General features: G+C 55.6%; 26 protein-coding genes and 1 other RNA gene. 19 read left to right on the top strand and 8 right to left on the bottom strand.

Annotated elements, in window-relative coordinates; genetic code table 11:
• Positions 1-130: 130 nt before the first annotated feature.
• Positions 131-724, top strand: coding sequence for a lysophospholipid acyltransferase family protein (locus R5R33_RS12965; protein ID WP_318953123.1), 594 nt, complete (start codon positions 131-133; stop codon positions 722-724).
• A gap of 82 nt (positions 725-806) precedes the next feature.
• Here the strand turns inward: R5R33_RS12965 and fur are convergent, their stop codons facing one another.
• Entirely contained in the window at positions 807-1217 is a 411-nt protein-coding gene (fur, locus tag R5R33_RS12960; protein ID WP_318953122.1) for a ferric iron uptake transcriptional regulator, read from the bottom strand.
• Positions 1218-1577: 360 nt separating this feature from the next.
• On the opposite strand from fur, the gene R5R33_RS12955 reads away from it, so the two are divergent.
• Entirely contained in the window at positions 1578-1925 is a 348-nt protein-coding gene (locus R5R33_RS12955; protein WP_318953121.1) for an outer membrane protein assembly factor BamE, read from the top strand.
• Between the two features lie 15 nt (positions 1926-1940).
• On the opposite strand, the gene R5R33_RS12950 is transcribed toward R5R33_RS12955, so the two are convergent.
• Both R5R33_RS12950 and R5R33_RS12945 read right to left on the bottom strand, forming a co-directional pair.
• On the bottom strand, positions 1941-2270 hold the full coding sequence (locus tag R5R33_RS12950) for an RnfH family protein (protein ID WP_318953120.1): 330 nt from the start codon (positions 2268-2270) through the stop codon (positions 1941-1943).
• Positions 2267-2722 carry a type II toxin-antitoxin system RatA family toxin gene (locus tag R5R33_RS12945; RefSeq protein WP_318953119.1) on the bottom strand — a complete coding sequence of 152 codons (456 nt, stop codon included), beginning with the start codon at positions 2720-2722 and terminating at the stop codon, positions 2267-2269. Before R5R33_RS12945 ends, R5R33_RS12950 begins: the two co-directional genes overlap by 4 nt.
• A gap of 239 nt (positions 2723-2961) precedes the next feature.
• Between R5R33_RS12945 and R5R33_RS12940 the strand changes: the two genes are divergently transcribed.
• The 5 genes from R5R33_RS12940 (at position 2962) to ssrA (ending at position 8342) form a co-directional block, all read left to right on the top strand.
• On the top strand, positions 2962-4380 hold the full coding sequence (locus R5R33_RS12940) for a sodium-dependent transporter (protein ID WP_318953118.1): 1419 nt from the start codon (positions 2962-2964) through the stop codon (positions 4378-4380).
• A 47-nt stretch (positions 4381-4427) separates the two neighbouring features.
• Positions 4428-4907, top strand: coding sequence for an SsrA-binding protein SmpB (smpB, locus tag R5R33_RS12935; protein WP_318953117.1), 480 nt, complete (start codon positions 4428-4430; stop codon positions 4905-4907).
• A 103-nt stretch (positions 4908-5010) separates the two neighbouring features.
• Positions 5011-6387 carry a sodium-dependent transporter gene (locus R5R33_RS12930; RefSeq protein WP_318953116.1) on the top strand — a complete coding sequence of 459 codons (1377 nt, stop codon included), beginning with the start codon at positions 5011-5013 and terminating at the stop codon, positions 6385-6387.
• A gap of 50 nt (positions 6388-6437) precedes the next feature.
• Positions 6438-7841 carry a 23S rRNA (uracil(1939)-C(5))-methyltransferase RlmD gene (gene rlmD, locus R5R33_RS12925; protein ID WP_404810366.1) on the top strand — a complete coding sequence of 468 codons (1404 nt, stop codon included), beginning with the start codon at positions 6438-6440 and terminating at the stop codon, positions 7839-7841.
• 112 nt (positions 7842-7953) lie between these two features.
• Positions 7954-8342, top strand: a transfer-messenger RNA (tmRNA) gene (gene ssrA, locus R5R33_RS12920).
• A gap of 254 nt (positions 8343-8596) precedes the next feature.
• Here ssrA and R5R33_RS12915 read toward each other — a convergent pair.
• Complete coding sequence (locus R5R33_RS12915) at positions 8597-9352, bottom strand: hypothetical protein (protein WP_318953115.1); 756 nt, start codon at positions 9350-9352, stop codon at positions 8597-8599.
• Positions 9353-9681: 329 nt separating this feature from the next.
• On the opposite strand from R5R33_RS12915, the gene R5R33_RS12910 reads away from it, so the two are divergent.
• The 3 genes from R5R33_RS12910 to R5R33_RS12900 all read left to right on the top strand — a co-directional run bounded on the left by R5R33_RS12910 (position 9682) and on the right by R5R33_RS12900 (position 11635).
• The gene (locus R5R33_RS12910; protein WP_318953114.1) at positions 9682-9999 is read left to right on the top strand and encodes a hypothetical protein; all 318 of its coding nucleotides are present in this window, start codon (positions 9682-9684) and stop codon (positions 9997-9999) included.
• Positions 10000-10166: 167 nt separating this feature from the next.
• Positions 10167-10973 carry a hypothetical protein gene (locus R5R33_RS12905; RefSeq protein WP_318953113.1) on the top strand — a complete coding sequence of 269 codons (807 nt, stop codon included), beginning with the start codon at positions 10167-10169 and terminating at the stop codon, positions 10971-10973.
• 56 nt (positions 10974-11029) lie between these two features.
• A complete protein-coding gene (locus tag R5R33_RS12900) occupies positions 11030-11635 on the top strand; it encodes a hypothetical protein (RefSeq protein ID WP_318953112.1) in 606 nt (201 codons plus the stop codon).
• A 663-nt stretch (positions 11636-12298) separates the two neighbouring features.
• Here the strand turns inward: R5R33_RS12900 and R5R33_RS12895 are convergent.
• On the bottom strand, positions 12299-13222 hold the full coding sequence (locus R5R33_RS12895) for a LysR family transcriptional regulator (protein WP_318953111.1): 924 nt from the start codon (positions 13220-13222) through the stop codon (positions 12299-12301).
• A gap of 139 nt (positions 13223-13361) precedes the next feature.
• Between R5R33_RS12895 and R5R33_RS12890 the strand changes: the two genes are divergently transcribed.
• The 5 genes from R5R33_RS12890 to R5R33_RS12870 all read left to right on the top strand — a co-directional run bounded on the left by R5R33_RS12890 (position 13362) and on the right by R5R33_RS12870 (position 18283).
• Positions 13362-14294: an alpha/beta hydrolase gene (locus tag R5R33_RS12890; protein ID WP_318953110.1), complete on the top strand. Its 933-nt coding sequence runs from the start codon at positions 13362-13364 to the stop codon at positions 14292-14294.
• Between the two features lie 70 nt (positions 14295-14364).
• Positions 14365-15300 (top strand): alpha/beta hydrolase, encoded by a 936-nt coding sequence (locus tag R5R33_RS12885; protein WP_318953109.1) that lies wholly within the window; start codon positions 14365-14367, stop codon positions 15298-15300.
• Between the two features lie 126 nt (positions 15301-15426).
• A complete protein-coding gene (locus tag R5R33_RS12880; protein WP_318953108.1) occupies positions 15427-16065 on the top strand; it encodes an SDR family oxidoreductase in 639 nt (212 codons plus the stop codon).
• A 204-nt stretch (positions 16066-16269) separates the two neighbouring features.
• On the top strand, positions 16270-16929 hold the full coding sequence (locus R5R33_RS12875) for a flavodoxin family protein (RefSeq protein ID WP_318953107.1): 660 nt from the start codon (positions 16270-16272) through the stop codon (positions 16927-16929).
• 190 nt (positions 16930-17119) lie between these two features.
• On the top strand, positions 17120-18283 hold the full coding sequence (locus tag R5R33_RS12870) for an NADH-dependent flavin oxidoreductase (RefSeq protein ID WP_318953106.1): 1164 nt from the start codon (positions 17120-17122) through the stop codon (positions 18281-18283).
• Positions 18284-18344: 61 nt separating this feature from the next.
• Here R5R33_RS12870 and R5R33_RS12865 read toward each other — a convergent pair whose 3' ends face one another.
• Positions 18345-19217: an alpha/beta fold hydrolase gene (locus tag R5R33_RS12865; RefSeq protein ID WP_318953105.1), complete on the bottom strand. Its 873-nt coding sequence runs from the start codon at positions 19215-19217 to the stop codon at positions 18345-18347.
• A gap of 120 nt (positions 19218-19337) precedes the next feature.
• A complete protein-coding gene (locus tag R5R33_RS12860; RefSeq protein WP_318953104.1) occupies positions 19338-19511 on the bottom strand; it encodes a PCP reductase family protein in 174 nt (57 codons plus the stop codon).
• 226 nt (positions 19512-19737) lie between these two features.
• Between R5R33_RS12860 and rrtA the strand changes: the two genes are divergently transcribed.
• A complete protein-coding gene (rrtA, locus tag R5R33_RS12855; protein ID WP_318953103.1) occupies positions 19738-20379 on the top strand; it encodes a rhombosortase in 642 nt (213 codons plus the stop codon).
• 33 nt (positions 20380-20412) lie between these two features.
• Here the strand turns inward: rrtA and R5R33_RS12850 are convergent, their stop codons facing one another.
• On the bottom strand, positions 20413-20781 hold the full coding sequence (locus R5R33_RS12850) for a cupin domain-containing protein (RefSeq protein WP_318953102.1): 369 nt from the start codon (positions 20779-20781) through the stop codon (positions 20413-20415).
• A 335-nt stretch (positions 20782-21116) separates the two neighbouring features.
• On the opposite strand from R5R33_RS12850, the gene R5R33_RS12845 reads away from it, so the two are divergent.
• The 3 genes from R5R33_RS12845 (at position 21117) to rnr (ending at position 25969) form a co-directional block, all read left to right on the top strand.
• The gene (locus R5R33_RS12845; RefSeq protein WP_318953101.1) at positions 21117-22874 is read left to right on the top strand and encodes a DUF3604 domain-containing protein; all 1758 of its coding nucleotides are present in this window, start codon (positions 21117-21119) and stop codon (positions 22872-22874) included.
• 337 nt (positions 22875-23211) lie between these two features.
• Entirely contained in the window at positions 23212-23421 is a 210-nt protein-coding gene (locus R5R33_RS12840) for a cold-shock protein (RefSeq protein ID WP_318953100.1), read from the top strand.
• A 274-nt stretch (positions 23422-23695) separates the two neighbouring features.
• Entirely contained in the window at positions 23696-25969 is a 2274-nt protein-coding gene (gene rnr, locus R5R33_RS12835) for a ribonuclease R (RefSeq protein WP_318953099.1), read from the top strand.
• Positions 25970-26078: the final 109 nt, after the last annotated feature.

The following is a 26078-nucleotide window of genomic DNA, read 5'->3' as shown; positions in this document are numbered from 1 at the left end:
ACAGATAGTCGGCCCGGATCCCGTCCCCGGGCCGAAATTGACCGAAAGTGGCACAAGATTCACTTTATACTGCCGCGCCCTTTGCACGGGGTTCCAAACTACACTGTCGGGCAAAGAATTCGGTCACACCATGCAGACAACCATTTTCAACACCCCCATTCTCACCCCCTGCCTGCGGTTGCTGGCGCGCGGGCTACTGAAACTGCACGGTTGGAAAATCGTCGCCGACGAGCGCGCACTGCGCCTGAAAAAGTATGTGCTGCTGGCAGCGCCCCACACCTCCAACTGGGACGGCTACTTTTTCATCCTCGCCGCCCTCAAGCTGAAGGTGAACCCGCAGTGGATGGGCAAGGACAAACTGTTCCAGTTCCCCCTGGGGCCCACCATGCGCTGGTTTGGCGGTATTGCGGTGGACCGCAGCAAATCCAACAACCTGGTGGAAGCCACCGTCAATCAGTACAACACGCGGGAAGAGCTGGTGATTGCGGTGCCGCCGGAAGGTACCCGCGGCAAGGCCGAGCGCTGGAAGACCGGCTTCTACCACATCGCCCGCGGCGCGGCGGTGCCGGTAGTGTGCGGTTTTATCGACTTCGCCAAAAAAGAAGCGGGCCTGGGGCCAGTGATGGAGATGAGCGAGAACCTGGCGAAAGAGCTGGCGCGCTTCGGCAGCTTCTATGCCACCAAGGTGGGCAAGTATCCGGAAGACTACACCGCACCGGTGTAATCATCCGTGCCGGGAGCTGTGTCCTGCGCAAAATTCAGACACAAAAAAAGGGAGCCGATGGCTCCCTTTTTCATTGCCGGGCTCAGCCGCCCTTCTTCTTCACATACAGCACCAGGCTGTGGCCGGTGAGCTCATAGCCGTGCTCCTCGGCGATCTGGTGTTGCAGCTCTTCGATCTTTTCATTGTGGAACTCGATCACTTCGCCGGTATCGGTGCACACCATATGATCGTGGTGGTCGCCGCGGTCGAGTTCAAATACGGAGTGGCCGCCGTCAAAATTGTGGCGGATCACCAGCCCGGCGCTTTCGAACTGGGTCAATACCCGGTAAACGGTCGCCAGACCCACGTCTTCGCCGGCGTCCAGCAGCATCTTGTACACATCCTCAGCACTCAGATGCTGGTCACTGGCGCCTTCCAGCAGTTGCAAAATTTTCACGCGTGGCAGCGTGACCTTGAGGCCCGCCTTACGCAGTTCCTGATTTTCGTTCAACATGAGTAATACTTTCCGGATGTGTGCTCGTAATCGCTATATCGTAATCGCGGCGCACGCCTGTCGGCCCGCGCGCAGTTCGGGTATTATCCACGCCCAGTGCAGGCAGCGGAACCCCATACCGGGATTCGGTCCAGTATCACCCGTTTTGAAGAATTTCCGGGAACCCCAGCAGAAGTGAGCACACACTCACCTCGTTTTTTGCCCGGACAAATCGACAAATGAGTGACGCTATCGCCAGCTTTGTCATCACCCCAGCGGGAACTTTGCCCGCGGGCTGGCGACTATTCTCATGGTCGGACCTGCAAACATCCGCAGCCATAGACAAATTGGAACTCAATAAAAATCCAGATGGAGCAATCAATGCCATCCGTTGTACGTATCCTGCTGATCGCCGGCCTGTGTAGCTTCGCTACCGCCTGCAGCTTGTTCAAGTTTCCCGGTGTACACCGCATCCAGGTCCAGCAGGGCAATATCATCACCCAGGAAATGGTGGACCAGCTGAAGCCGGGCATGACCCGCCGCCAGGTGCGCTTCGTGCTGGGCACACCGCTGCTGGAAGACACCTTCAACCCCAACCGCTGGGACTATATCAACCGCGTGCGCGAACCCAACGGCGAAGAGAGCCAGAAACGTTTCAGCGTTTACTTCAACGGCGACCAGCTGATCGAGACCAGCGGCGACTGGCAGCCGTCCGGCTGGCCCGGCTAACCCGTTCTCGGGGGCTCAGTCGCCCCCGGCCTGGCGCTTCGCCTTTTCCGCCCGCTGCTTGCGCGCCTCCTTGGGGTCAGCGATCAACGGGCGGTACACCTCCACCCGGTCTCCCGGTTGCAGCACATACTCCGACGCCACTGCCAGCCCCTTGGTGCCGAGCGCCTGCCCGAAAATTCCGAGTTTGGCCGATGCCGGATCTACTTCCGGATACTCCCGCGGAATTCCCGACAACTCCAGCGCCTTTAATGCCGTAGTACCCGGCTCCACCAGCATGCTGATCAGACGCTGCTCGTGGGGAAGTGCGTACACCACTTCCACCGCGATGGTTTTCTGGCTGGTCATTGCTTGTCTCCATAAGAATTCTCGCCGTAAACCCTGCCGGCGCGTTCGCACATGGCGTCGACCATCTGATTGGCGATACCGCCAAACAGCTTGCCCACCGCCGCGCCCAAAAGACGATTGCTGACCTCGAACTCCAGGGTAAAGGCCACCTTGCACGCGTTTTCCGCCAGCGGCGTGAAAGCCCAGACACCGTTAAAGCTGCTGAATGGCCCATCTACCAGGGTCAGTGTCATCGTTTCCGGGCGCTGCAGACGATTGCGGGTCACAAAGCTCTGGGAGATACCCGCGCGGGAGAGATCCAACCGCGCCTCCAGGGTTTCCCCGTCCTGAAATAGCACCTCCGCCCCGCGGCAACCGGGCAGGAATTGGGGATAACTGGCGACATCGTTCACCAGGTCAAACATCTGTTCCGCGCTGAACATCACCAGTGCGCTGCGTTCAATTTTTGTCATTGCTCAACTTTTGTCATTGTTCAATTGGGCCCGTTGCTCAAACATTGCCCTGCGAAAGCGTTTTTTGCCTAATCTATGTCTCACCGGACACATTTCGCCCGCGACGCTACTCAAGGCGGATAAATCCTGCAACAATCGGTCCCCACTTACCCGGGCCGCTCCCGGATAGCTACCGTCACTGACCATGTCGACGGCGGCGATCATTCAAACGACAAGAATAACAGGCAAGTGAGTAACCTATGTCCGCAGCGCGAGAACATTTTGGATCCCGAATCGGTTTTATTCTGGCTGCGGCAGGTTCCGCAGTAGGTATCGGCAACCTGGTGTCTTTCCCTGTGGCCGCCACCAAAAGTGGTGGTGGCGCCTTCCTGCTGGTCTATGCACTGTTCGTTTTCCTGATCTGCCTGCCGGTAATGATGGCTGAGCTCGCGCTGGGTCGCAGAACCGATAAGGACCCTGTCGGCGCCTACCGCCATCTCTCCGGCGGTTCCAAGCTGTGGCGTATTCCCGGCTGGCTGGCACTGTTTACCCCATTCATGATCGCCGTCTTTTATATGGTGGTCACCGTGTGGGTGCTCGGTTACATGGTTGAGATCTTCAAAGGCAACCTGACCGGGCTCACCACCGAGGCCTACTTCGGCGAGTTCATCAACTCCAAATCCGTGTTCGTCTACCTGGTTGTGCTGATGCTCATCATCAACGGCGTGCTGTCCATGGGTGTGAGAGACGGCATCGAACGTGCCGCCAAGACACTGATGCCGCTGCTGTTCGTCATGCTGGTGTGCCTGGTGCTGTTCGTACTCACCCAGGAAAATGCGCTGCTGGGCGTTAAGTACTACCTGATCCCGGACTTCGCCAAGCTCAACGCGGAAGTCGTCAGCAAAGCCATGGCACAGGCATTTTTCTCCCTGTCCCTCGGTATGGGCATCATGATCACCTACGGCTCCTACATGAAGAAGCGCGACTCGATCCCGGGTTCCGCCAAGGCCGTCGCCCTGACCGACACGCTGGTGGCATTTACCGCGGGCCTGCTGATCCTGCCGAGCATTTTCCACTTCAACCCGCAGATTGACCCGGCCACCCTGAGCGACTCCTCCGCCGGCATGATTTTCCTGTTCCTGCCGAAGATCTTCCTGTCGCTGCAGGACACCATTGGCTACTTCGGTGCCAGCGCCATTGCCGCCGCCTTCTTCTTCCTGGTGTTTGTGGCGGCGCTCACTTCCCTGGTGTCCATCATTGAAGTCCCCGTCGCCACCCTGCGCGATGAGCGCGGCATGAGCCGCAAGCAGGCCATCATTGTTCTGGCCGTCGTCCAGTTTGTACTCGCCGCCTTCTGCGCCATGTCCTTCGGCATGGCAGACTGGCTGACCCAGTTCGTGAAGATCGCCGGCAGCGATAAATCCTTCTTCGATCTGGTAGAAATCCTGTTTTACGATACCATTCTGCCCCTTAACGGCCTGCTGGTATGTATCTTCGTGATCTACAAGTGGAAGTGGGCCAATTTCGACCAGGAGCTGACCGAGGGAGACAGCGGCTTTGCCGGCTCCCTCTCACAGAAGTACGTAAACTTCGCCCTCGGCACCTTTATCCCGGTAATCCTGCTGCTGATCTTCATCAACACCGTTGCCCTGAAGTTCTTCGGCACCAGCTTTATATAAAGCTGTTTGTTTAGAGAAAGAGCCTGAACAAGGCGCAAGTTGTACACATGGCAAAAAAGAAGAAAGCCCCGACTTCCAACACCATCGCCCTGAACAAGAAGGCCAAGCACGACTATTTCATCGAGGAAAAGTTTGAGGCTGGCCTGGAGTTGCAGGGCTGGGAAGTCAAATCCTGCCGCGAAGGCAAAGCCCAGCTCACAGATAGCTACGTCCTGTTCAAAGATGGACAGGCGTGGCTACTGGGCGCACGCATCCAGCCGCTGATCAGCGCCTCCACCCACTATGTGACCGAACCGGACCGCACCCGCAGGCTGCTGCTGAACCGCAAGGAAATCGCCAGACTGATGGCCTCGGTAGAGCAGAAGGGTTACACCTGTGTGTGCACCGCGCTCTACTGGAAAAAGCACCTGATCAAATGCGAAATCGCGCTGGCCAAGGGTAAAGCCCTGCACGACAAACGTGATACCGAGAAAGAGCGCGACTGGAACCGCGAGAAGCAGCGCCTGATGCGCCATGATCACCGCTGATCCCTGATACAGGAGCCCCGCCGCCACAAGCGGCGGGCGTTACGTAACCGTTATCCACTGACCGTCGACAACCCCTACCAGAAGAATAATTACAGGATTTACCATGAGTGCACCGCGAGGACAGTTCAGCTCAAACTTCGGCTTCCTGATGGCCGCCGCCGGCTCCGCTGTGGGGCTCGGCAATATCTGGGGCTTCCCCACCAACGTGGCCTCCAACGGCGGTGCCGCGTTTGTGGTGGTTTACCTGCTGCTGGCATTCATGCTCGCCTACCCGGTACTGATGGCGGAGCTCACCATCGGCCGCCACGCGCGGCGCAACATGGTCCAGGCGCTGCGCGGTATTTCCACTGGCCCCGTCAGCCGCGCCACCGGCACCGTCGCCGGCCTCGCCGGCATCGCGGTCGCGTCCATGATCCTCAGTTTCTACGCCATTGTGGCCGGCTGGATGGTGGCACACCTCGCCGACCCGTTCGCGGAACTGGTAGGCGCCTCTGAGGCCGCCCAGTGGCTCACCGGCGACAGCGCCTCGCGCAATTTCACCTTCACCGCCATCTTCAGCGGCCTCACCATGCTGATCATTGCCAGCGGTGTGGAAAAGGGAATCGAGCGCTGGTCCACCCTGCTGATGCCGGCGCTGATCATCCTGCTGTTGCTGCTGATCGCCTACGTGCTGACCCAGCCCGGTGCCATGTCAGGCCTTGAGGCTTACCTGATCCCGGACTTCAGCAAACTGTCGCCTTTGCTGCTGCTGTCCGCCATGGGTCAGGCGTTCTTCTCCCTGTCTCTGGGTGTCGGCACCATGTTGATTTACGGTTCCTACCTGAGCAAACAGGAGAGCCTGCCGCGCCTCGGCGCCCTGGTGACCCTGATCGACGTGGGCATCGCGTTTACCGCGGGCCTGCTGATCCTGCCCGCCATGTACGTGGCCCAGGAAGCCGGCACCCAGATCTTTGCCGAGTCCGGCGAGCTGATCGGCGGCCCCGGCCTGATCCTGCAGGTGCTGCCGGCTCTGTTCGATACCATGGGCACCTCCGGCCTGTTTGTGGCCATTGCGTTCTTTGCGCTGATGGTGATCGCCTCCCTCACCTCTTCCATCTCCATGCTGGAAGTGCCGGTGGCCTTCTCCATTGAAAGCCTTGGGCTCAAGCGCAAGCCCGCCACCCTGCTGATGGGCGCCATCATCTTTGGCATCAGCAGCCTGATTATCTTTAACTTCGAGACCCTGTTCGGACTGGTGGTTTCCATCAGCACCGAATACGGACAGCCCCTGCTGGGTGTCGTCCTGTGTATCTTTGCCGGCTGGATCCTGCGCAGGGACCAGCTGCTGAAAGAGTTGAAAGAAGGTCACGAGGACATCGAGCAAACCCTGTTCTGGAAAGTCTGGCCCTGGTATGTGCGCATCTTCTGCCCGGTGCTGATTCTGCTCACGTTTGTCCAGTCCATACCCGTACTTTGGGCCTTCGTTAAGTCCATACTTTAATCACCGGTCGGGGCCGCAGAACGCGGCCCCGCGCTTTTATATTCCTCTCCATGCGTTTTAAAAAATCATCACCTCCCCCGAAAAGAAATCGCCCCGCGGCCAACCGCGGCACAGATACCCCCCGCGGCCCTATCCAAGGCGCTCTCCAGGGGATTCATGAAGTCGAAATCGAACAGCTGAGCCACGAAGTGCGCGGCATCGCCCGCTATCGCGGCAAAACCCTGTTTGTGGACAACGCGCTGCCCGGGGAAAAGGTCAAAGTGCGGGTAACCGCCAGCCGCGCCAAGTTCGACGAAGCGGTGGCGATTGAAATCCTCGAACCCGCGCCAATACGCCAGACTCCGCCCTGCCCGCACGCGGCGGAATGCGGCGGCTGTTCCCTGCAGCACATGGCGCCGGCGGCCCAGATCGAAGCCAAGCAACATATCCTGCTGGACCAGCTGCAGCGCTTTGCCAAAGCGGCCCCAGAGGACGTGCTGCCGCCACTCACCGGCCCCGACCTCGGCTACCGCAGCAAGGCGCGCCTCGGTGTGCGCTATGTGAAACCCAAGTCCGGCGGCAAGCCGGAGCTGGTATTCGGCTTCCGCGAAAAAGGCTCCAACAACCTGACGGACATCAGCCAGTGCCTGGTGCTGCCGGAGGCGTTTTCCGCGCTGATCCCACAACTGAAACAGCTGGTGGAACGCTGCAACACCCGCCGCGACATCTCCCATATCGAAGTGGCCATCGGCGAAGATGCGACCGCGCTGGTGGTGCGCCACCTGCAACCGCTGACCGACGAAGACCGCAGCCTGTGGCTGGGCTTTGCCCGCGATCACGGCCTGCAGCTGTATTTGCAGCCCGGTGAAGAGGCCCACAAAGCCTGGCCCGAAGAGGGTTCAGAGCGGCTCGCCTACGCCCTGCCGGAATTCGGTGTGACCCTGCGGTTCCACCCACAGGACTTCATCCAGGTCAATTTCGACATCAACCGCAAAATGGTGCATACAGCGGTCGAGCTGCTGGATCTGCAGCCACAAGACCGCGTGCTGGACCTGTTCTGCGGTCTCGGCAACTTCACCCTGCCCATCGCCACCCGCGCGCGCGAAGTGGTGGGCGTGGAAGGTATTCTGGAACTCACACGCCGCGGGCAGGAAAACGCCGTCGCCAACGGCCTCGGCAACATCCAGTTCCAGGCTGCCGACCTCACCTCCGACTTCTCCCGCAGCCCCTGGGCGCGCGGCGGCTTTGACAAGATCCTGCTGGACCCACCGCGCACCGGCGCGCTGGAAGTGGTGCGCAATATCGGTCACTTCAATGCCAGCCGTATCGTCTACGTCTCCTGCAACCCCGCCACCCTGGCGCGGGACACTGCGGAACTTATTCAGCGCGGCTACCGTCTTAGTAAGGCAGGTGTAATGGATATGTTCCCCCACACTACTCATGTGGAATCCATTGCCCTGTTTGAACGGCAGTAACCGAATAGTCACTAAATTTCGTCACCGCCCTATGGTGGCCAGTGACCTTCAGGTATACTCGCCGCCACGCAAATGCGTTTCGTACTGAGCTGCTTCTGCAGCCGTAGACTCCGGGGATGACTTGGATTCGACGTTGGTGGCGAAACCATGGGTGCATGCCGTGAGGGTAGCGAATCACGTAAATCCAAAGCTGCATTTTATTAGTTGCCAACGACGACAACTACGGTGCCCAACTGGCTGCGTAAGCGGCCCGTGAAGCACTAACTAAGGGTTCGCCCTTAGCGGCCTTCAGTAAGGTTCCAGTACCGCGCTGCAGGCTGTCATACAGAACTGGATCGTCCTGAAGCGTACCTGACGTGGATGGCCTAAAACTTTTTCAGGCTCGCTCTTCACGTCCTGCCCGCTGGGCTGTAAAGAGCTAAATCAATAGGCGGAACTAAGCATGTAGAGCCTCTGGCAGAGTGCTGACGGACGCGGGTTCGACTCCCGCCATCTCCACCAAATTAAAAAGGCCCGTTACCGCAAGGTAACGGGCCTTTTTAATTTGGCGAGCTGACGCGAGTGGAACGCTTAGCGAGGGTTCGATCAGCGCGCCCGGCGCGCTAAGACAGCCGCAGGCTGCCCCGCAGGGGTGAGGTGCAAAGCACCGAATCACTCCCGCCATCGGACGATCAGCGACCACTTAAGCTACATCAAACATCTGGATTGATGGATATTCCTGACAAAATGTTGTTCTGACCCCAATTATTGCCGAATTATCCCGCGAATCGAAAAGGGCCAATCGAGAACTGCGGTATTGAAATGAAGCCAAAGAGATAGCTGTAAAAGATAATCGGCAATAGCAGAAACCAGAACCCAGCCTTCCACTTCGACACCGAGAAAGTCCGAGAAGCGTAATAACTTACCCAACACGACCAATAAGAAAAAAGCAGCAAGAACGTCGCCCACACTTCTGAGCCTTCCTGCCAATACGCCACATAACTCGAGTACTGAAAAGAGATCGCAATTACAAACACCAATGACGGGAGCGTCTGCACAAGGTTCTGGTATTGGTAGGCCGCTCGAGCATGCTCAATCGGAACGTCTTTTGCCCCACTTAGCTCAAGCCTTGCGTGATACCACCAACCTGCCAAAAACCATAAGAGGACACCTTTAACCATTCCCGCGGTCAATGAGAAGCCGAAATAAGCAGCCCAAGCGCCACTTACATCGGCTCCTGTGACCATCATCGAAGGGTTTTCAGTCATGCCAAATCGAGAGAGGCTTACATCTATCCGCTCTTGAATTGAGATAACGCCCGCGAGCCAAGCAACCAATATGATTTCATACCGGCGATAGAGCCAAGAGTGATTTGAGAAGAAGCGTGAGGGGCGCAAATACAGTGCAAACAGATTCCCGGGAGCCAGGGGAGAACCTGTGGTTATATCGTGATCTAGCTTTTCAACACTGACGTCACTTTCTGAGGGCTCCCCTGCAATAGTCAAATGGGGCGACTGTTCATCCATAGACATGAAAGCTCCTTATTATTGTTATCGTCAAGGCGACAATAATAGTCAGCGAGAAGAGCGACTTGCCAGCCATCAGCGCCTTTACTGGCTAGATTGGCAGCGATTCCGTCGTATTACTACCACTCGAGATACTCAACAAAGCACAAGTCTGCCATCTGGGTGCTGGCAGTAGTATTGCCCGGTACTCATATCCCTCATTAACCGCTTCACCGAGAAGGTGTGTGTGAAATCCTCACCATAGACGCCTTTGGGCTTGGACAGGATGATATCTGAACGGTGCCGTGCCGTGCTGCTCTGCTATTCTGCAGGGGCAACCGACCAAGTAAGGCCGCATGGACGCACAAACCCTCACATTTCCCCCTTCTCGCGTCATCTGCAATGTTTTTTATGGCTACGGTATCGGTAGCAGGGCCGCACTAAAGCGTCTCCTCAGCCTGGATGACACTGCTGTCGATGAAAAGAATGATGATCAGACGGCAATGCTGCTGGAGGAGTTGGAGGAGTTGGAAGTGGCCAACAGTCAAGTCCCTGAGCTTGAGAGCAAGGTCAACAAACAAAGGTGGGAGATTGATGCATTGGTGGCTGCGGTTAGTCCGGGCGGAGGCAAGCGCCCGGGTACTAAGGAATCAGGTTGTAGAAGCTGGCCGTAGACGTAAAACCTAACAGCCAGTAGGTCCGTACGAGTACCTGTATCGCTAACGGTGGATGCTAAGGTTCACTCACCAAAATGTCGCTCTATATACAAACATAAAGCAAGGCTTCCTTCGTCGATAACATCAAGAATAAGACAGCAGCTTGCCCTGATGGAGCATAGAAAATGCCAATTGAAGAAATCAAAGATTGGTCTTGTGTAAACCACGAAGGTTACCATCCTGGAGACGATACAGTTTTTAAGTGTCGCCAGCCTGATGGCACAGAACGTTGGTTTTGGCTATACGATTATTTCTTCCGCCAGATTCTTAATGTAACAACGGAGAAGTTCAAGCCGCAGGGGGACGGGCTGATAGCAGCATACTTAGAACTGGGTGGTGAAATAGGCTATTTCGGCGAAAGTCCGTGGGTTGCCCCAGACTTCCAACAAGTTATTCGTGATCTGAACTCCGTACCGGATACCACTCTCAAAGAGCTTGATGATGGAAGAAAGCTAGTCGGCGCCCGCCGCGACCTTGTCCGCTTCCTATCCAGACGCTGCCTGGGGGGCGATACACTTATCGTCGATGATGAGACGGGCACAACCAATCGCTGGCCACAAGCAGAGCCTGGCTGGACCGAAACTGGTCTTCCCCTATCTGACTCTGTCTTGATTTTCTATACACCGGCGAGCGATGAGCCCGGAGGATACACCACAACGAAAGTACGCATCTCCACAGCTACACTTTCACAAATAGCTAACTCCACGAAAGGGGATAAGAAACTGAGGAGCCTCATCAGTGACTTCCTTGCTAGCGAGTATCGTCCGTACCGTATAGTGCCCGATGTTCGGGAGCTGATGGGGGCAATAACCAGTTCAAGCACTGTGAACCTTGATCTAGTATCCAAACTCGAAAACGCTTGCACAAAGGGATGGCCCATTGTCTTGCAATCAGCTGGACGATTTCCAGTAGTTCCTCCAACAGAATACTAATACAACTGCAGCAGTCTCTCCCCACGGGTTGGCATCCACCAACAACGGCGCAAACAATGAAATTCATTCACCTAACGCCACACTCAGCGATCGGAAATGTAAAGCGCAACGGAATTCGGCGCGGAGATGGTCGCCGAGGACGGGGGGTGTACGCTGTTCCTTTGATGATGATACAGCGCGTTTCACATATACAAACCAACGATTGCTCCAGAATTATTCTTGGCGATCCTAGGTCATCAGTTACTTTATGGAAATGGCTCGCTAACGTTCGTTCAGACTACCCTAATCTCGCTGCAGTCACGTTTGAAACAAACCATGAACATTGGCCAGGAGACCTGTATATTAACATCGGCCCATCAATTGGGATTGAATGGATCAAGAAGCTCACTTCTGCAGACATCGTAATTGAAGAGAAAAATCTGGAGTCAGTCAAGAAGGCGCACGAGCAAGGCTACTGGGCTGAACTGGCTATTTCCGTCTTACGTCAATCCGCAATAGGAATTGTACTCTGGCATCTTCAGCAAGCGGGCTTCAGAACGTGGGCGCGATTTGATGACTCAATTGAAATTGTTTTCCGGAAACCAGTAAAAGCATCATTGATAGATCGGATTACACCGCTCTATCGTACGAACAAGCAGTTCAAACGAGAGCTCGAACGTTAACTCGCAGCCTGCGAGCAATAAACGCACGCCCCCAATGATTGGTTAGAACGAGGCGTTTCCGATGTACTTTGAGGACCTAAAGCCATACAGCTAAAGGGAGGACAGTTTTACCAAACCACCTATCGCCGTCGGCTGGCTCAACACCCCCGGTTACACCAAGGGAAAGGTTAGTAAGCCCTGGGTTGAAAACTCATCACAGTAAATCGGGAGAGCCCCTTTCGGGACGACTTAAACTACAGAGGTTTTCATGATTGTCCGCCCTGTGGTGTCTCCGGTGGTATTCTCTGAAAGGCAGAAAACGCCAACCGAAACTTGTCGCGAGTAGTGATCTGCTGTTCTTCCAGCTCCGTGGCCGGAATCGTTATTGGGTTTCAAAACTGGTAAGAATGATTATCCAAAGAGGCAGCGCTGTGAGAAGTAGCAACCCCGCGATCACTCCTGATACCTCACGCTAATGGTGGAGTTATTTGTGGAGTCACGTAAAACACCAATTCCGAAAAGTAGAAAAATCAATGAGTTATAACTATCTTTCAACCCCCGCAATCAATTAAAAAAGCCCGTTACCGCAAGGTAACGGGCCTTTTTATTTTTGCGAAGTGACGCAAGAGAACACAAAGCGCGGGCACATCTAGCCCTTGCCTATCCCATTTAATTCAGCTGCCACTAACTCCCAAATTCATCCCGCTGCTCCACCAAAAAATCAATCAACGCCCGGATTTTAGCCGGCATCTGCGCTCTCGAAGGCACATACAAAAAGAACCCCGGAAACGGCCTGCACCAGCTTTGCAAAACCCTAACCAGCGATCCATCGGCAAGATACTGCTGTACGCATAGATCCAAATGCTGCACCAGCCCCACGCCATGAATGGCGGCGCGCAGCATACATTCGTCATCATTGAACACCCCGTTGCCCTTCGGCTCGAACACCAGCGTGCGTTTATCATCATCCTGCGATGTGAAGGACCAGCGGTCGATGTTGCCACTGGAGGTGAAACGAAAGGCGAGGCAGTTGTGCTGCAGCAGGTCATCCGGTGTTTCCGGGGTGCCGTGCTTCGCGAAATACTCCGGGGAGCCGACGATCGCCATCGACATCGGCGGTGTTACCGGTACTGCCACCATATGTTCCGCCAGACTTTCCCCCAGGCGAATACCGACGTCCATGCCACTGGAAATGATATTGGAAAGGCCATCATCCATAACCAGTTCCAACTTTAGTTTCGGGTAGCGCGCCAAAAATATTTCCATCTTTGGCTCCAGCAATAACCTGGCTGCCACTCTCGACGTATTGATCCGTATTACACCCGACGGCTCTGCCTGCGATTCCCCAACCCCAGAGACTGCCCGGTCAACCAATTCAATGGCCGGGGCAAGAACATCAAACAGCCGCTGCCCATCTTCGGTTAACGACATGCTCCGCGTACTGCGATTCAGCAGCCGCACATTCAGCTGCTGTTCCAGCGATTTCAGGTGCTGCGACAGGGCTGCGCGTGATACCTCCCCCTCCTCCGCCGCCTTAGTAATGCTGCTGTGACGCGCTATACGCACAAACCACACTAGTGACGGATATAGCGAGGGATCGATGGCCATATTGTTAACCTGTACTTAACACTGATTTAAGTTTTAGCACGTTTTTCCAAATAAGGCCCGCCATTAGTATTTCCCCTGTCAGAGCACAACGGCTCAGAAAAACACTGAAACCGAAGCTACCAACATGAAGGGCACCGTCATGAAAAGCACCAGCATGAAAAGCATCAGCACCAAGAACCTCAACGGCCAGGGCGTCACTATCGCCGCCAACGTGTACTTCCCTGCCGACTTTGATGAAAGCCAGCAGTACGCCGCAGTCGTGGTATCCCACCCCGGCGGCGGTGTTAAGGAGCAGACAGCCGGCCTCTATGCCGAGCGACTGGCAGACAGTGGCCTGGTCACGGTTGCGTACGACGCTTCTTACCAGGGAGCGAGCACCGGCATGCCGCGTCAGCTGGAGAACCCCTACATCCGCACCGAGGATGTCAGTGCGGTGATCGACTACCTGACCACGCTGCCATACGTCGACAACAACCGCATCGGCGCCATGGGCGTCTGTGCTGGCGGCGGCTATTCCGCCAATGCCGCGATCACCGACCGTCGCATCAAATCCCTGGCCACCGTGAGTGCGGTAAACATCGGCCAGATGTTCCGCAACGGCTGGGAAAACAACGTCAAGGATGCCGACGCACTGCCGTATGTCGTGGCGGGCTCCGACGCGCGCACCAGCGATGCCAACAGCGGTGAACTGGGCACCCTGCCCCTCGCCCCGATGAAGGAGGAGGATGCGCCCAATGAAGAGCTGCGCCAGGCCTGGGAGTACTACCACACCGATCGCTGTCAGCACCCGAATGCGCCCGGTTTCATGACCGCTCGCAGCCTGAACCAGATCATCACCTATGACGCCTACAACCTGGCCGAAGCCTTCCTGACGCAACCGGTACTCACCGTTGCCGGCGACCAGGCGGGGAGCAAATGGATGAGTGATGACCTGATCGCCCGCGCCGCCAGCAGCGACAAGACCATGCATGTCGTGAAAGGGGCGAACCACATGTCGCTGTACGACGTGCCCGAGTATGTGGACGAAGCAGTATCCGTACTGACCCCGTTCTTCGCGCGCACGCTGAAGTAACTGAATTCTATACGCGTAATGTTGGGGCACATTCTGTGTGTGCCCCGATAAAAAATTCGAGGTGATGTAAATGAGTAACGTAAGCATCCAGCACGTGACCTATCAGAACCTGGGATGGCAGTCTGCCGCTGACCTCTACCTGCCGCCGGGTTTTGATGACACCCAAAAATATCCGGCCATCGTCAGCACGCATCCGATCGGAAGCTGCAAGGAACAAACCTCCGGCAATATCTATGCGAAGGCACTGGCGGAAGCCGGATTTGTCGCCCTCGCGTTTGATGCCAGCTTTCAGGGCGAAAGTGGCGGTTCCCCGAGATTTATCGAGGACCCGTCGATTCGCACATCCGACATCCGCTTTGCGATCGATTACCTGGTAACACTGCCCTATGTGGACCAGGACCGTATCGGGGCCATCGGTGTGTGTGGTGGTGGCGGATACACCATTCACGCGGCGATTACCGATCACCGCATCAAGGCACTAGTCTCCATTACCGGCGTGAACTTCGGGCGCCTGATTCGGGAAGGGTTTAGTGAATTCGATCCCGTGTCTGCCCTGCAGGCCATGGGCAAGCAGCGCACAGCCGAAGTGCAGGGTGCAGAGCGCCACGTCATCGACTACCTGCCAGCTTCCGTGGAGGAGGGTCGGGCCAATGGCATCACCGACAGGGATGTGCTGGAAGCGACGGACTACTACAAGTCCACGCGCGGCCAACAGCCGAACGGTGCGACCAGTGGCCTGTTTTCATTTAACAGCGCCGCTATGGGATGGGATGCGTTTCTTAATGCAGAGAGCCTGTTAACGCAGCCGCTGCTTGTAGTCACCGGTGATAAGCCCGGCGCTTTCGGTGCCTATCGGGATAGCTGGGAGATTTATGGGCGCGCCGCGTCGAAAGACAAGCAGATCTTCGTGGCTGAGGGCTACTCCCATTACGACCTCTACGACAAGTCCGAGCCTGTCGCGCTGGCCATGGCTGAGGTCCTGCCATTCTTCGAACGACACCTCTAGCTGTCGCGGAACTGGTTGAGAGAAAAACCAGAGGTTCCAGCCACCCTGGCTGGAACCCTCTTCAGATTCAACGGAGATATGCGCAGCTGCACGCTGCGCGCTCTCCGGAATGTAGCAAATCAATCTATGAAAAATGTTCTCGTATTGGGCGCAAACGGACAGATCGCCCGATGGGTTATCGCCAAGCTGACAGACCGAAAAGATGTATTTTTGACGCTGCTTCAGCGCAACCCCAACAAGCTTACCGGGTGGGAACCTGCCAATGGACAGATCGTAATTGGCAACGTACTGGATCGTAAGCTGCTGCGGGCAGCAATGGCAGGCCAAGATATCGTGTATGCCAACCTCATTGGAGAGGACCTGGACATACAAGCAAAACGCGTGATCGAAGCGATGCAGAACACAGGCGTAAAGCGCTTGGTGTTCATACTTTCGCTCGGTATTTACGATGAAGTGCCGGGTCGATTCGGTCAGTGGAACAACGAGATTATTGGCACAGACCTCGAACCTTACCGCAGGGCCGCAGATGCCATCGAGAGTTCGGGCCTCGACTACACCATTTTGAGACCAGCGTGGCTCACGGACGAACACGAGGTGGACTACGAAATCACCGCCAAAGGGGATGCCTTCAAAGGAACAGTGGTCTCACGCGAGAGCGTGGCGGACCTGGTTGCCAAGATCATCGTGTCACCGGAGCTGCACTTGGGCGGGAACCTGGGAGTAAACAAACCCGGCAGTGACGGTGACAAGCCGTACTTCATGTAAGTGTGCTGCTCACCGATATAGAAATCCGCGCTAGCCTGTAACCCACCCAGACAGCTGCTGATAGGCAATGATGCGGTGGTTTTTGTCATGCCCTCATTGCTGGCCCGTATTGAAGAAACACGCGGCCTCGAGGCTTTGACCAAGTCGACCGATTTTTAACAATCCCGCGAGACCTTTCGCCTATTCCAAATAGTGGTGAAGACGATGTCATTTCTGCACTGGTTTGCTTTAGCTCTGGCACTGGTTGTCGTTGCTGTGCTTGGTGTGTTGTTTGGCGTTACCTGGATAGAAAACTATCAGGCCCGGCACCTGAAGGCCGGTGGTGTAGATATTCCGGTCGCATCGGACTCCAAGCGCAATGCGGTCATATATTTTTCCCGTTCCGGCAATACCGCGTTAGCTGCACGTCATTTAGCGACACAGCTCGATGCGCGACTGGTGGAGCTGCAGGCATCTGAATACGAGCTGGGAATTGCTGGTCTTACCAACGCGCTCAAAGATGCTAACGCTCTGAAAAGCCGCCCTCAGGCACTACCCGATATCGTTCCCCGTACTATCGATTTATCGTCTTATGACACTGTATATCTAGGGTCACCGATTTGGCTCTATTCACCCGCGCCGCCGATTTGGGCGTTCATGAAAAGTAACCGCTTTGATGGGAACCATGTGGTTTTATTCAATACGTTCAACAGTAACTTCAGTCAGGAACGGATTGAGTCCTTCCGAAGCAAAGTGATAAGTCGGGGAGCAAAATCCTTTGTGCATCTTCAAATTCGGCGTGGACGGATGACACAGCAGAAGACTCCAGATGAAATGTTGAAGGCCATTGATACGCAATGGATGCCGATTATTGAGCGCCCCTAGAGCTGCAAAGTAAGGAAGACGTCGGGGTAAATAAGCTGGACTCCGACGCAGACAAGCCCCTTTTTACACTTAGCAATCTTCAGCCCCGCAATTGTTAGTACTCTAGGTCAACACAATAGCAACCTGGATCACTTAGGTAGCCGGTGAGTCCGCTCATTTTGGCAAGCCTACACCATAGGAAGTACCCCAGATGACAGCCAAAAATGCCAACTCTGTATTTCAGCCGTTTACCTTTAAAAACGGCACTACCCTGCGCAACCGGATTGTGATGGCGCCAATGACGACTTGGTCCGCCAACCCGGATGGAAGCGTTTCCGATCAGGAACTTGAGTACTATCGCCACCGCGCCAATGGCGTCGGAATGGTGATAACGGGATGCACCCATGTAATGGAAAACGGTATCGGCTTTACAGACGAGTTTGCCGCATATGATGATCGATTCATCCCGAGTTTGCGGAGTCTCGCCCAGGCTGCAAAGAGCGGCGGAGCTCCAGCGATACTGCAAATATTTCATGCGGGCAATAAGGCAGTACCCGAGCTGGTACCCGGCGGTGAAATCGTGAGTGCCAGTGACCTGAAGGCACCAGCAGGGCCGTTCAACAGTGGGGAAATCGCCAGCAGCGCACTGACGCATGAAGAAATCCTCGAAGTCATCCGGGCATTTGGTGACGCAACCCGACGCGCCATTGATGCCGGATTTGATGGTGTTGAGCTGCATGGCGCGCATGGGTTCTTGATCCAAAACTTTTTCTCGCCCATGTTCAATCAGCGTACCGATGAGTGGGGTGGCTCGCTGGAAAATCGCATGCGTTTCCCATCAGCCTTGGTGAAGGAAGTACGAAAGGTCATCGACACGCACGCCAAGCAGCCATTCCTGCTCGGGTATCGTATTTCGCCTGAAGAGTCCGGGGAAGGTGCGCTGAGGATTGATGACTCTTACGCACTCATTGATCGTCTGATCGAGAGCGGAGTGGATTACATGCATGTTTCGTTAGCGGACATTCTGAACGCCACACCGATCGACGCCACAGCAAATCAACTGACTGCCGAGTTGATCACTCAACATGTGGCCGACCGCGTACCGGTTATCGCAGCAGGTAATGTTCGCACGCCCTCACAAGCTGAAGAAGCACTGAACCTTGGCCTGTCACTGGTCGCCGTCGGCAAAGGACTGGTGATGAACCCTGACTGGGTAGAGCTGGCTCAACGTCAGCGGGACAGTGAGATTGATACGGAGTTGGCGCCGGAAAAGGTCCCCGAAATCATGATCCCGGACAAGTTGTGGGGCGTGATCGAGGCATCCAGGGGAAACGGCTGGTTCACATTCCGTGAAGATGATCTCGTTGAGGTTTAACCAGCCTCTTGAAGTATCGGGTGTTGGCGAAAATCCTCAGGAATTGATTTCATTATGGATATCATGACGCCGTGCTGGCTGGAGTATGCAAAAACTCCGCTATCGAAGAAATTATTCTGGCCGGCGCTTCCACGTTCGGATAATGGCCAATATTTTCGAGTTCCACGATATCAGGATTGGGAATGAGTTCCCGGTATCGCTCTACCATATGCGCGCCCGAAATCGGATCGGACAACCCTACGGTCAGACGGATGGGAATAGAGGCTTGCTGCAGTGCGCCTACCCAGCGCTCGCGGTATTGGCGCCGCTGATTCATGTAATCCATCAGCCGATGCATGACCAGCTGCCCACGATTGTGGGTAATGAGTTGCCAAAAATCATCGATCTCTTGCTGCGAAGGTGCTGTAGTGGGACCGAAAATTTTCCTGAAATTTTTCTCCAGCTTTTTCCGGTTGAACAACCGGGCGAGTAATCCGCCGCAAGGGCTGAGCATGAGTTTTTGTATCAACAATGCCCGATGGGTTTCCGGGAACAAACCACCATTCAGAAGGTGCAGCGACCGGATATTAAACGTGAGCTTTCCCTCCAGCTGCCGTGACAGCAGTTCTTGTGCAACGGTATCGCCATAATCGTGGGCGATTAGGTGCGCCGCCTCCACGCCCAGAGTGTCCAGCAAGCTCTCAAAAATATCGGCCTGGTCAGAAATCAGGTATTTTTGCCGCGGCTTACTGCTGTAGCCAAAGCCCAGCATGTCCAGAGTGATACACCGGTAGTGCTGGGTTAGTTCTGGCCAAATCTTTTTCCAGTCCCAGCTGGAGGTCGGAAAGCCATGAATCAGCAGTAGCGCTGGCCCCTGCCCTTCTACCCGGTAAAAAATTTCATGCCCACGGTAATCGAGATACCGTCCAGAGTCATGCCACACGGACAACTGCATCGTCCTGCTCCTAAGATAATTTATTTATTGCGGCGTTGATTCATGTAGGCACCAGCGTCGTGCTCCGATGAACCCCGATGCGTTGCGGCACAGGGGGCCATGAGAGAGTTGATAACCGATTTAGCGATCTTTTTCCTTACGGACTTCCTCGATAAAGTCTACGGTAATTTCTTTGATCCCTCGCTCGCGTGCCGCAGCTTCTACCTTCTTCTTCACGGTACCGCGTACGAATATGGGCACAAAATCCATCGACAGTTCCGCGGTCAAATCCCACTTTATCTCAGACTCACTCATAGCTCAGCTCACTCAATAGGTAAATAGTCAGGTTAGATTGATCACCGAGCCCCTTTGCTCCAGGTGGATGACGGGCACGATTTCACCTATCAAGCCATTGAGTGGCCAACTTCACCTTGTGGTTTGTCAAAAACGTGCGTGATTCCCCTAAGACTGAAAATCAGTTATTACAGCACCTACAACCAGCTATGCGACTGCCGCCAGCACCCGACTCGAGACTACAGCTATGGACAAGCAGCGTTTACAACAGGCCCTCTACTGGTTGCCGCCGCTAATGGTGGTAGCTGCAGCAGCGGCCATATACCTGAAACAGGATACGCTCGGCGCGCTGCTGTCCTACGACCACAGCCGGATTCTCGCCGGTGAATACTGGCGCATTGTTAGCGGCCACCTGGTCCACACCAACCTGAACCACCTGTTGTTGAACGGCTTCGGGCTGGCGCTGGCTTGGGTACTGATGCCGCTGCGCCCGCGGCCGCACATGGCCCTGGCGGGGCTCGTCATCGTCGCAGCCCTGTGCGGCCTGGCGCTGCTGCTGTTTGAACCGCAGATCGCGTCGTACCGGGGGCTGTCGGGAGTTATCCACGCCCTGCTGGTGCTGGGAGCGATATTCAATATCGCCACGATTGGCGAGCGTTCGCAGGGCCTGATCGTGCTGGCTGTAGTCGCGCTCAAGCTCTATTCAGAATCCTACGGTACCAGCGGCAGCATGGTGACCGCTCTGATCGGGGTCCCGGTGGTGACCGAGTCACATTTCTGGGGGGCCGTTGCGGGTGCCGCCGTCGCTATATTGCTTCTCCTCGGTATCGGGTTCGGGCAGGCGATTGCACGGCCACTGTTCTGGTCCCGTGCAGGCCGTCCGGACTAGTGCCACCGGCTATACACCCTCATCCAGATCCTCTCACCGCACATATAACTCCGCGCGAAAGCGCGGCGTGCATACGCACAGAAAGACCAAGTCCCCATCGCCGGTATTTGTAATCCGCTGCGCTACTCCAGCCGGAATCTGGACCACATCCCCGTGTTGCACCATTGTCGGGGTCAGGCCGTCTACTTCCACCAGCCCCGCGCCCTCCAGAATCACGTATCGCTCCGCCACGCCCTCCAGATGGTGCCACTCGGTGGTTGCTCCCGGGGAGACCCGCGCACGGGCCACCGAACAGTCAGGATCATCGGCATCGTTCGACATCTCAATAATCCAGCAGCCCTCCGGTGTCAGGTATTCACTAGCGGGATCGAAGGGAAGAATTTTTGGCTTCATTACCATCATTTTTAGCAGTACTCCTCATGCACACACCCTTTAAGAGGCGCCATTTAACTTTCGCGGAACGCACATCAGGCACAGCGATAGTCTGCTATTACTAGACTCTGTGTTAGCACCGCCTTTCTGAGTCATGACGCGAGTCCCCCATGCGATACCTCTGCCAGTCCCTATTGCTTGCCACATTGCTTACAGCGTGTGGTGCCGACAAAGAAAACAAGGTAGTCCGGGATACGGGTGAAAGGCAGGACTCTACCGCGGCAGCAGCCCCCGCAGCTACAGAGGCACCAACTGCCACGGAGACCACGGCTCCGCCGCCAAGCACCACGCCCACCGGCGACGGCGTGACATCCAACCCAAACCGCAACGTGTATTTCGGCAATTTACACGTGCATACGCGCAGGTCGTTCGACGCCTACATCAATGCGGCTTGGGTAAACCCCGAAGACGCCTACCGCTGGGCCATGGGCGAAGAGATTCCCGGCGGTGGTGAAATGGGGAAGCCGCTAAAAATAGAACGACCACTGGACTGGTATATCTTGTCGGATCACGCGGAGTACCTCGGCGTACTACCACTGATGGGAGATCCCAATAGTCCGATCAGTAAACATCCCCTGGCTGCGGATATCGCTGGCGACGACCCCAAAAAGTCCTTCGATGCCTACGGAAAGCTTCTGGACGGCATTTCCCACATGAAAAAGGACCCAATACTGGGAGACCCAAAACTATCAAGAACACTCTGGTCGGAAGTCGTAAAAATTGCCGACAAGTATTACGAGCCGGGCAAATTCACCACCATGCCTGGCTATGAGTGGACCTCAAACCCAGACTGGAGAAACCTCCACCGGGTGGTCATTTTCCGCGACAGCGCCAAAGTCCCGGATGCACCTTTTTCCGCACTGGACTCCAGCACACCAGAAGACCTGTGGCGCTGGATGGATGCGCAGCGCGACGCCGGAAACGATCTCCTCGCCGTTGCCCACAATGGCAATGCCAGTGACGGGCTAATGTTCCCAGTGGACAAATCGTATGGGGGTAGCTCACTGGACCAGCAGTACGCATCTACACGTATGCGCAATGAACCCGTGTATGAACTTACGCAAATCAAGGGAACCTCGGAAACGCATCCCGCGCTGTTTCCCAACGATGAGTTCGGTAATTTCGAGCTCTGGGATTACACGCTTGCGCCGACCGCTACCCCGCCCGAGCACAAGAAAGGAGGCTACGCACGGGAAGCCCTGATCCGCGGGCTCAAGCTCGAAAGTGAAGGTAAGGGCAACCCGTTCAAATTTGGCTTTATCGGCGATTCCGACACCCACAACGGTGCCTCCGCGATCGAGGAGGATAACTACACCGGCAAATTCGGCTTCGAGATCGATCCAAAACACCGGCTGGAAGGCCCTCCCGGTGTGGATGCCAAGGCGGCTAAACAGGTACGGCATTTCAGCTCTGGCGGCGTCGCGGCGGTGTGGGCAGAGTCCAATACGCGCGATGGCATTTTTGATGCGATCAAACGCAAGGAGACTTACGCGACCTCAGGGCCGCGCCCCATGGTGCGGTTCTTCGGCGGATTCGGTATATCCGAAATCTCCCTCGGCAGCGACGATGGCGTGAAGCAGGCCTATGAAAAAGGCGTGCCTATGGGCGGTAACTTGCCTGCAGCACCAGAAGCTGGAACCGCCCCCACTTTTATCGTGCAGGCCCTTAAGGAACCCGACGGTGCCAACCTCGACCGTATCCAGATCATCAAAGGTTGGGTCGACAAGTCCGGCGAGCAGCAATCCAAAATTTATGACGTCGCCCTTTCCGACGACAGGAAACCCGGCGCGGACGGCAAAATCCCTCCGGTCGGCGATACGGTCAACGAAAAGGACGCGACTTACCAAAATACCATCGGCGACAACCAGCTGGTTGCCACCTGGACCGATCCCGAGTTCGATCCGTCACAACACGCAATGTACTATGCACGTGTTCTGCAAATCCCGACACCGCGCTGGTCCACCTATGATGCGGCACGATACGGCCTCAAACGACCACAAGACCTACCAGTAAGTATTCAGGAGCGCGCGTGGACTTCGCCGATCTGGTACACGCCGAATTAACCTGAGTACCTTGATAGGAAGCGCTACCGCTTACTCTTATTTGAAAGCGGTATCGCCACTCGCCCTCGCCCAATACCTTGCAGCACATGCCGACACGCCCAAGGCCCCCATTACCCCAAATACAATTTCGTGACTCACCAGTTCCGCACCTACGAAAAATACTTTGACTTAGCCCCAGCAGGGGCATACAGTGGCTTCAGTCAAAAGTAAGCCTCTTGTTTAAATCCTCAGTTCCGTCGCATCCGTTTTACTTCGTCCTGTCGCATCTAAATTCCAGTCTTTTTTTGCTATCCATGCCCCACAAAGGCATACCTTTATTTGTTTACAGGAAATTACCATGTCTAAAACAACGACCGGCACTGTTAAGTGGTTTAACGAAACCAAAGGTTTTGGCTTTATCGAGCAGCAGTCTGGCCCGGATGTGTTCGCGCACTTCAGCGCGATTGTCAGTTCAGGCTTCAAGACCCTGACTGAAGGTCAGTCCGTTGAGTTCTCCGTAACTCAAGGCCCTAAAGGCCCGCAAGCTGAAAACATCGTTTGCCTTTGAGCCAATAGGCTCGCACATATAGCCGACCATACTGCGGTCCGCTGAGGAGTGGCCTTAGATGCCACTCCGGTTGAGATGAACCGTCCCGGTACCTCAACCTGAAAGATGGGTATTCAGGCTGCTTACAGTTTGAATGCCCAACTGCAATACCGCCTCAACTTCGTTGAGCAACCTCCGCCTGCATATCTTGCCGAGTAACACCTGATCTGTTCTGACACACCACTCAAGTTTTTACCAAGCGCAATCTTATTGGCGGTTTTCCCGAGAGGAAATCATGAGTAAATCCCCAATAGCTGTGTTTAATCCGCTGGATTCTGAAAAATACAGCACCCCAATTCCCGCGCGCGAGTTCATTATGAGCTTGCTCGAGAAAAACAAGAAAGTGCTTGATCGCGAGCAGCTCGCAAAGGTCCTGCACCTCAACGGTGATGAACAAAAAGAAGCGTTGCGCCGCCGATTGCGTGCCATGGAGCGCGATGGACAAATCGTGTTTGATCGCCACGAGGGTTACAGTCTGGTAAAGGCAAATGACCTGGTCAGCGGCCGTATTATCGGTCACCCGGATGGGTTTGGCTTCCTGACCGCCGATGATTCCAGTGAAGACCTTTTTTTATCGGATAACGAAATGCTCACCGTGTTTGACGGTGACCGCGTGCAGGCCCGTATCAGCGGTTTGGACCGCCGTGGCCGCAAAGTCGGCGTTGTTGTAAAGGTACTTGAACGCAATACCACGCATCTGGTGGGGCGCTTGCAGTTCGAGGACGACCACTATTTCCTGAAGCCGGAAAACAGCCGTATTGCCCACGAGATTGACCTGGATCGCGACCAATTGATGGGCGCCCAGCCAGGGCAGTACGTTTTCGTCGAGATCATCGACTTCCCTTGCCGTCGTTACAATGCCTTCGGTCGGGTGACCGAGGTGCTGGGCGATTCCATGGGACCCGGCATGGAAATCGATGTGGCGATCCGCAGCCACGGCATCCCGCATAGCTGGCCCCAGGACGCACTGCGCCAGGCAAAGCGGCTGGGCAGCAAAGTGCCCGAGGCAGACAAACTGCACCGCGCGGATTTGCGCGCACTGCCGTTTGTGACCATCGATGGCGAAGATGCCCAGGATTTCGATGATGCCGTGTACTGCAAAAAAGACCCATCTGGCGGCTGGCGCCTGTTCGTGGCGATTGCCGATGTGTCCCACTACGTGGCGCCTGGCAGTGCGCTCGACCAGGAAGCGCAAACGCGCGCGACTTCCGTGTATTTTCCCGGCCGCGTTGTGCCTATGTTGCCGGAATCGCTATCCAATGGTCTGTGCTCACTCAATCCCAAGGTAGACCGGTTGGTAATGGTCTGTGAAATGACCATCAGTAAATCCGGTGAAATGACCGGTTATACCTTTTCCGAAGGGGTAATCCACTCCCACGCCAGGCTCACCTATAACCAGGTAAACGCGTTCATCACATCGCCGGATTCGCGATCCGGGCGGCAGGCTGCCCGCCACCTCAATGGAACAGGCCCGCACATTCAAGCGCTGCACCAGCTGTATTCGGTATTGAAACAGGCCCGCACCAAGCGCGGCGCCATGGACTTTGAAAAACCGGAAGTAAAATTCCACTTCACCGAAGACCGCAAGATTGAACGGATTGTCCCGGTCATACGCAACGACGCGCACAAGATGATTGAGGAATTTATGTTGAGCGCCAACGTGGCGACGGCAGACTTCCTCAAGAAACAGAAGATGCCGGCACTCTACCGGGTGCATGACGGCCCGCGGGATAAAAAGCTCACGAACCTGCGCGTATTCCTCAATGAACGGGGACTCAAGCTGGCTGGCGGCAACAAGCCCTCGCCCGCGCATTACGACCGGCTACTGAGCAGTATCGGGCAGCGCGCCGATGCCCAGACCATTCGCACAATGATGCTGCGATCGCTGAGCCAGGCGGAGTACAGTCCGGAAAATCGTGGCCATTTTGGCCTCGCCTATTCCGCCTATGCCCACTTTACTTCACCTATTCGCCGCTACCCGGATTTGCTGGTACACAGGGCCATTCGCTCGGTCATCCGCCAGGAAAAACAACGCAACCCATTCCGTCGCGCGCTTAAATATGTGTTCGGCGCGGGAAGTGCACCGGTACAGCGCTTCGAAAATGCAGAAACCCTCGCACCGGGGAAAAGTTACCCCTACGATAAGCCGGCCATGCAGACCCTCGCGGTACATTGCTCAAACGCATCGCGCCGCGCGGATAAAGCCAGCTGGGACGTGGAAGCCTGGCTCAAGTGCGAATATATGCAGGACTTTGTCGGCAAGACTTTTCAAGGGCTAGTGGGCAGCGTCACACACTTCGGTCTTTTTATAGAGATTGAGGATATCCAGGTTGAAGGCCTGATACATATATCCGCACTAAAAAATGACTACTACAACTTCGACGCCGCCACACAACGGCTTACCGGTGAGCGTGGTAATACCAGCTTCGCCATCGGCGATGCCATCAAGGTGCGCGTTGCGGGCGTAGACATGGAGCGGCGCAAGATTGAATTTACGCTGGCCCATTAAAGCTCGGCTATAAACATCGCCGGCAACCACCACTGCCTAAAATGAATAAGGCCCGCTACCGCGAGGTAACGGGCCTTATTCGTATGGCCATGAAGCCGTAGCGGCCGGG

Origin of the sequence: Microbulbifer pacificus, assembly GCF_033723955.1 — a bacterium.
GTDB lineage: Bacteria > Pseudomonadota > Gammaproteobacteria > Pseudomonadales > Cellvibrionaceae > Microbulbifer > Microbulbifer pacificus.
The sequence above is the reverse complement of the archived record's forward strand: the minus strand, read 5'-3'. Positions and strand labels throughout refer to the sequence as shown.

Bases quoted from the DNA above. Each gene is read 5' to 3' on its own strand.
- fur (WP_318953122.1), bottom strand. From the start codon at position 1,217: ATGTTGAACGAAAATCAGGAACTGCGTAAGGCGGGCCTCAAGGTCACG.
- R5R33_RS12890 (WP_318953110.1), top strand. From the start codon at position 13,362: ATGAAAAGCACCAGCATGAAAAGCATCAGCACCAAGAACCTCAACGGC.
- R5R33_RS12875 (WP_318953107.1), top strand. From the start codon at position 16,270: ATGTCATTTCTGCACTGGTTTGCTTTAGCTCTGGCACTGGTTGTCGTT.
- R5R33_RS12910 (WP_318953114.1), top strand. From the start codon at position 9,682: ATGGACGCACAAACCCTCACATTTCCCCCTTCTCGCGTCATCTGCAAT.
- smpB (WP_318953117.1), top strand. From the start codon at position 4,428: ATGGCAAAAAAGAAGAAAGCCCCGACTTCCAACACCATCGCCCTGAAC.
- R5R33_RS12905 (WP_318953113.1), top strand. From the start codon at position 10,167: ATGCCAATTGAAGAAATCAAAGATTGGTCTTGTGTAAACCACGAAGGT.
- R5R33_RS12945 (WP_318953119.1), bottom strand. From the start codon at position 2,722: ATGACAAAAATTGAACGCAGCGCACTGGTGATGTTCAGCGCGGAACAG.
- R5R33_RS12940 (WP_318953118.1), top strand. From the start codon at position 2,962: ATGTCCGCAGCGCGAGAACATTTTGGATCCCGAATCGGTTTTATTCTG.
- R5R33_RS12860 (WP_318953104.1), bottom strand. From the start codon at position 19,511: ATGAGTGAGTCTGAGATAAAGTGGGATTTGACCGCGGAACTGTCGATG.
- R5R33_RS12865 (WP_318953105.1), bottom strand. From the start codon at position 19,217: ATGCAGTTGTCCGTGTGGCATGACTCTGGACGGTATCTCGATTACCGT.
- R5R33_RS12950 (WP_318953120.1), bottom strand. From the start codon at position 2,270: ATGACCAGCCAGAAAACCATCGCGGTGGAAGTGGTGTACGCACTTCCC.
- R5R33_RS12915 (WP_318953115.1), bottom strand. From the start codon at position 9,352: ATGTCTATGGATGAACAGTCGCCCCATTTGACTATTGCAGGGGAGCCC.
- R5R33_RS12965 (WP_318953123.1), top strand. From the start codon at position 131: ATGCAGACAACCATTTTCAACACCCCCATTCTCACCCCCTGCCTGCGG.
- R5R33_RS12870 (WP_318953106.1), top strand. From the start codon at position 17,120: ATGACAGCCAAAAATGCCAACTCTGTATTTCAGCCGTTTACCTTTAAA.
- rrtA (WP_318953103.1), top strand. From the start codon at position 19,738: ATGGACAAGCAGCGTTTACAACAGGCCCTCTACTGGTTGCCGCCGCTA.
- R5R33_RS12955 (WP_318953121.1), top strand. From the start codon at position 1,578: ATGCCATCCGTTGTACGTATCCTGCTGATCGCCGGCCTGTGTAGCTTC.
- R5R33_RS12880 (WP_318953108.1), top strand. From the start codon at position 15,427: ATGAAAAATGTTCTCGTATTGGGCGCAAACGGACAGATCGCCCGATGG.
- R5R33_RS12895 (WP_318953111.1), bottom strand. From the start codon at position 13,222: ATGGCCATCGATCCCTCGCTATATCCGTCACTAGTGTGGTTTGTGCGT.
- R5R33_RS12930 (WP_318953116.1), top strand. From the start codon at position 5,011: ATGAGTGCACCGCGAGGACAGTTCAGCTCAAACTTCGGCTTCCTGATG.
- R5R33_RS12840 (WP_318953100.1), top strand. From the start codon at position 23,212: ATGTCTAAAACAACGACCGGCACTGTTAAGTGGTTTAACGAAACCAAA.
- rnr (WP_318953099.1), top strand. From the start codon at position 23,696: ATGAGTAAATCCCCAATAGCTGTGTTTAATCCGCTGGATTCTGAAAAA.
- R5R33_RS12900 (WP_318953112.1), top strand. From the start codon at position 11,030: ATGAAATTCATTCACCTAACGCCACACTCAGCGATCGGAAATGTAAAG.
- R5R33_RS12885 (WP_318953109.1), top strand. From the start codon at position 14,365: ATGAGTAACGTAAGCATCCAGCACGTGACCTATCAGAACCTGGGATGG.
- rlmD (WP_404810366.1), top strand. From the start codon at position 6,438: ATGCGTTTTAAAAAATCATCACCTCCCCCGAAAAGAAATCGCCCCGCG.
- R5R33_RS12850 (WP_318953102.1), bottom strand. From the start codon at position 20,781: ATGATGGTAATGAAGCCAAAAATTCTTCCCTTCGATCCCGCTAGTGAA.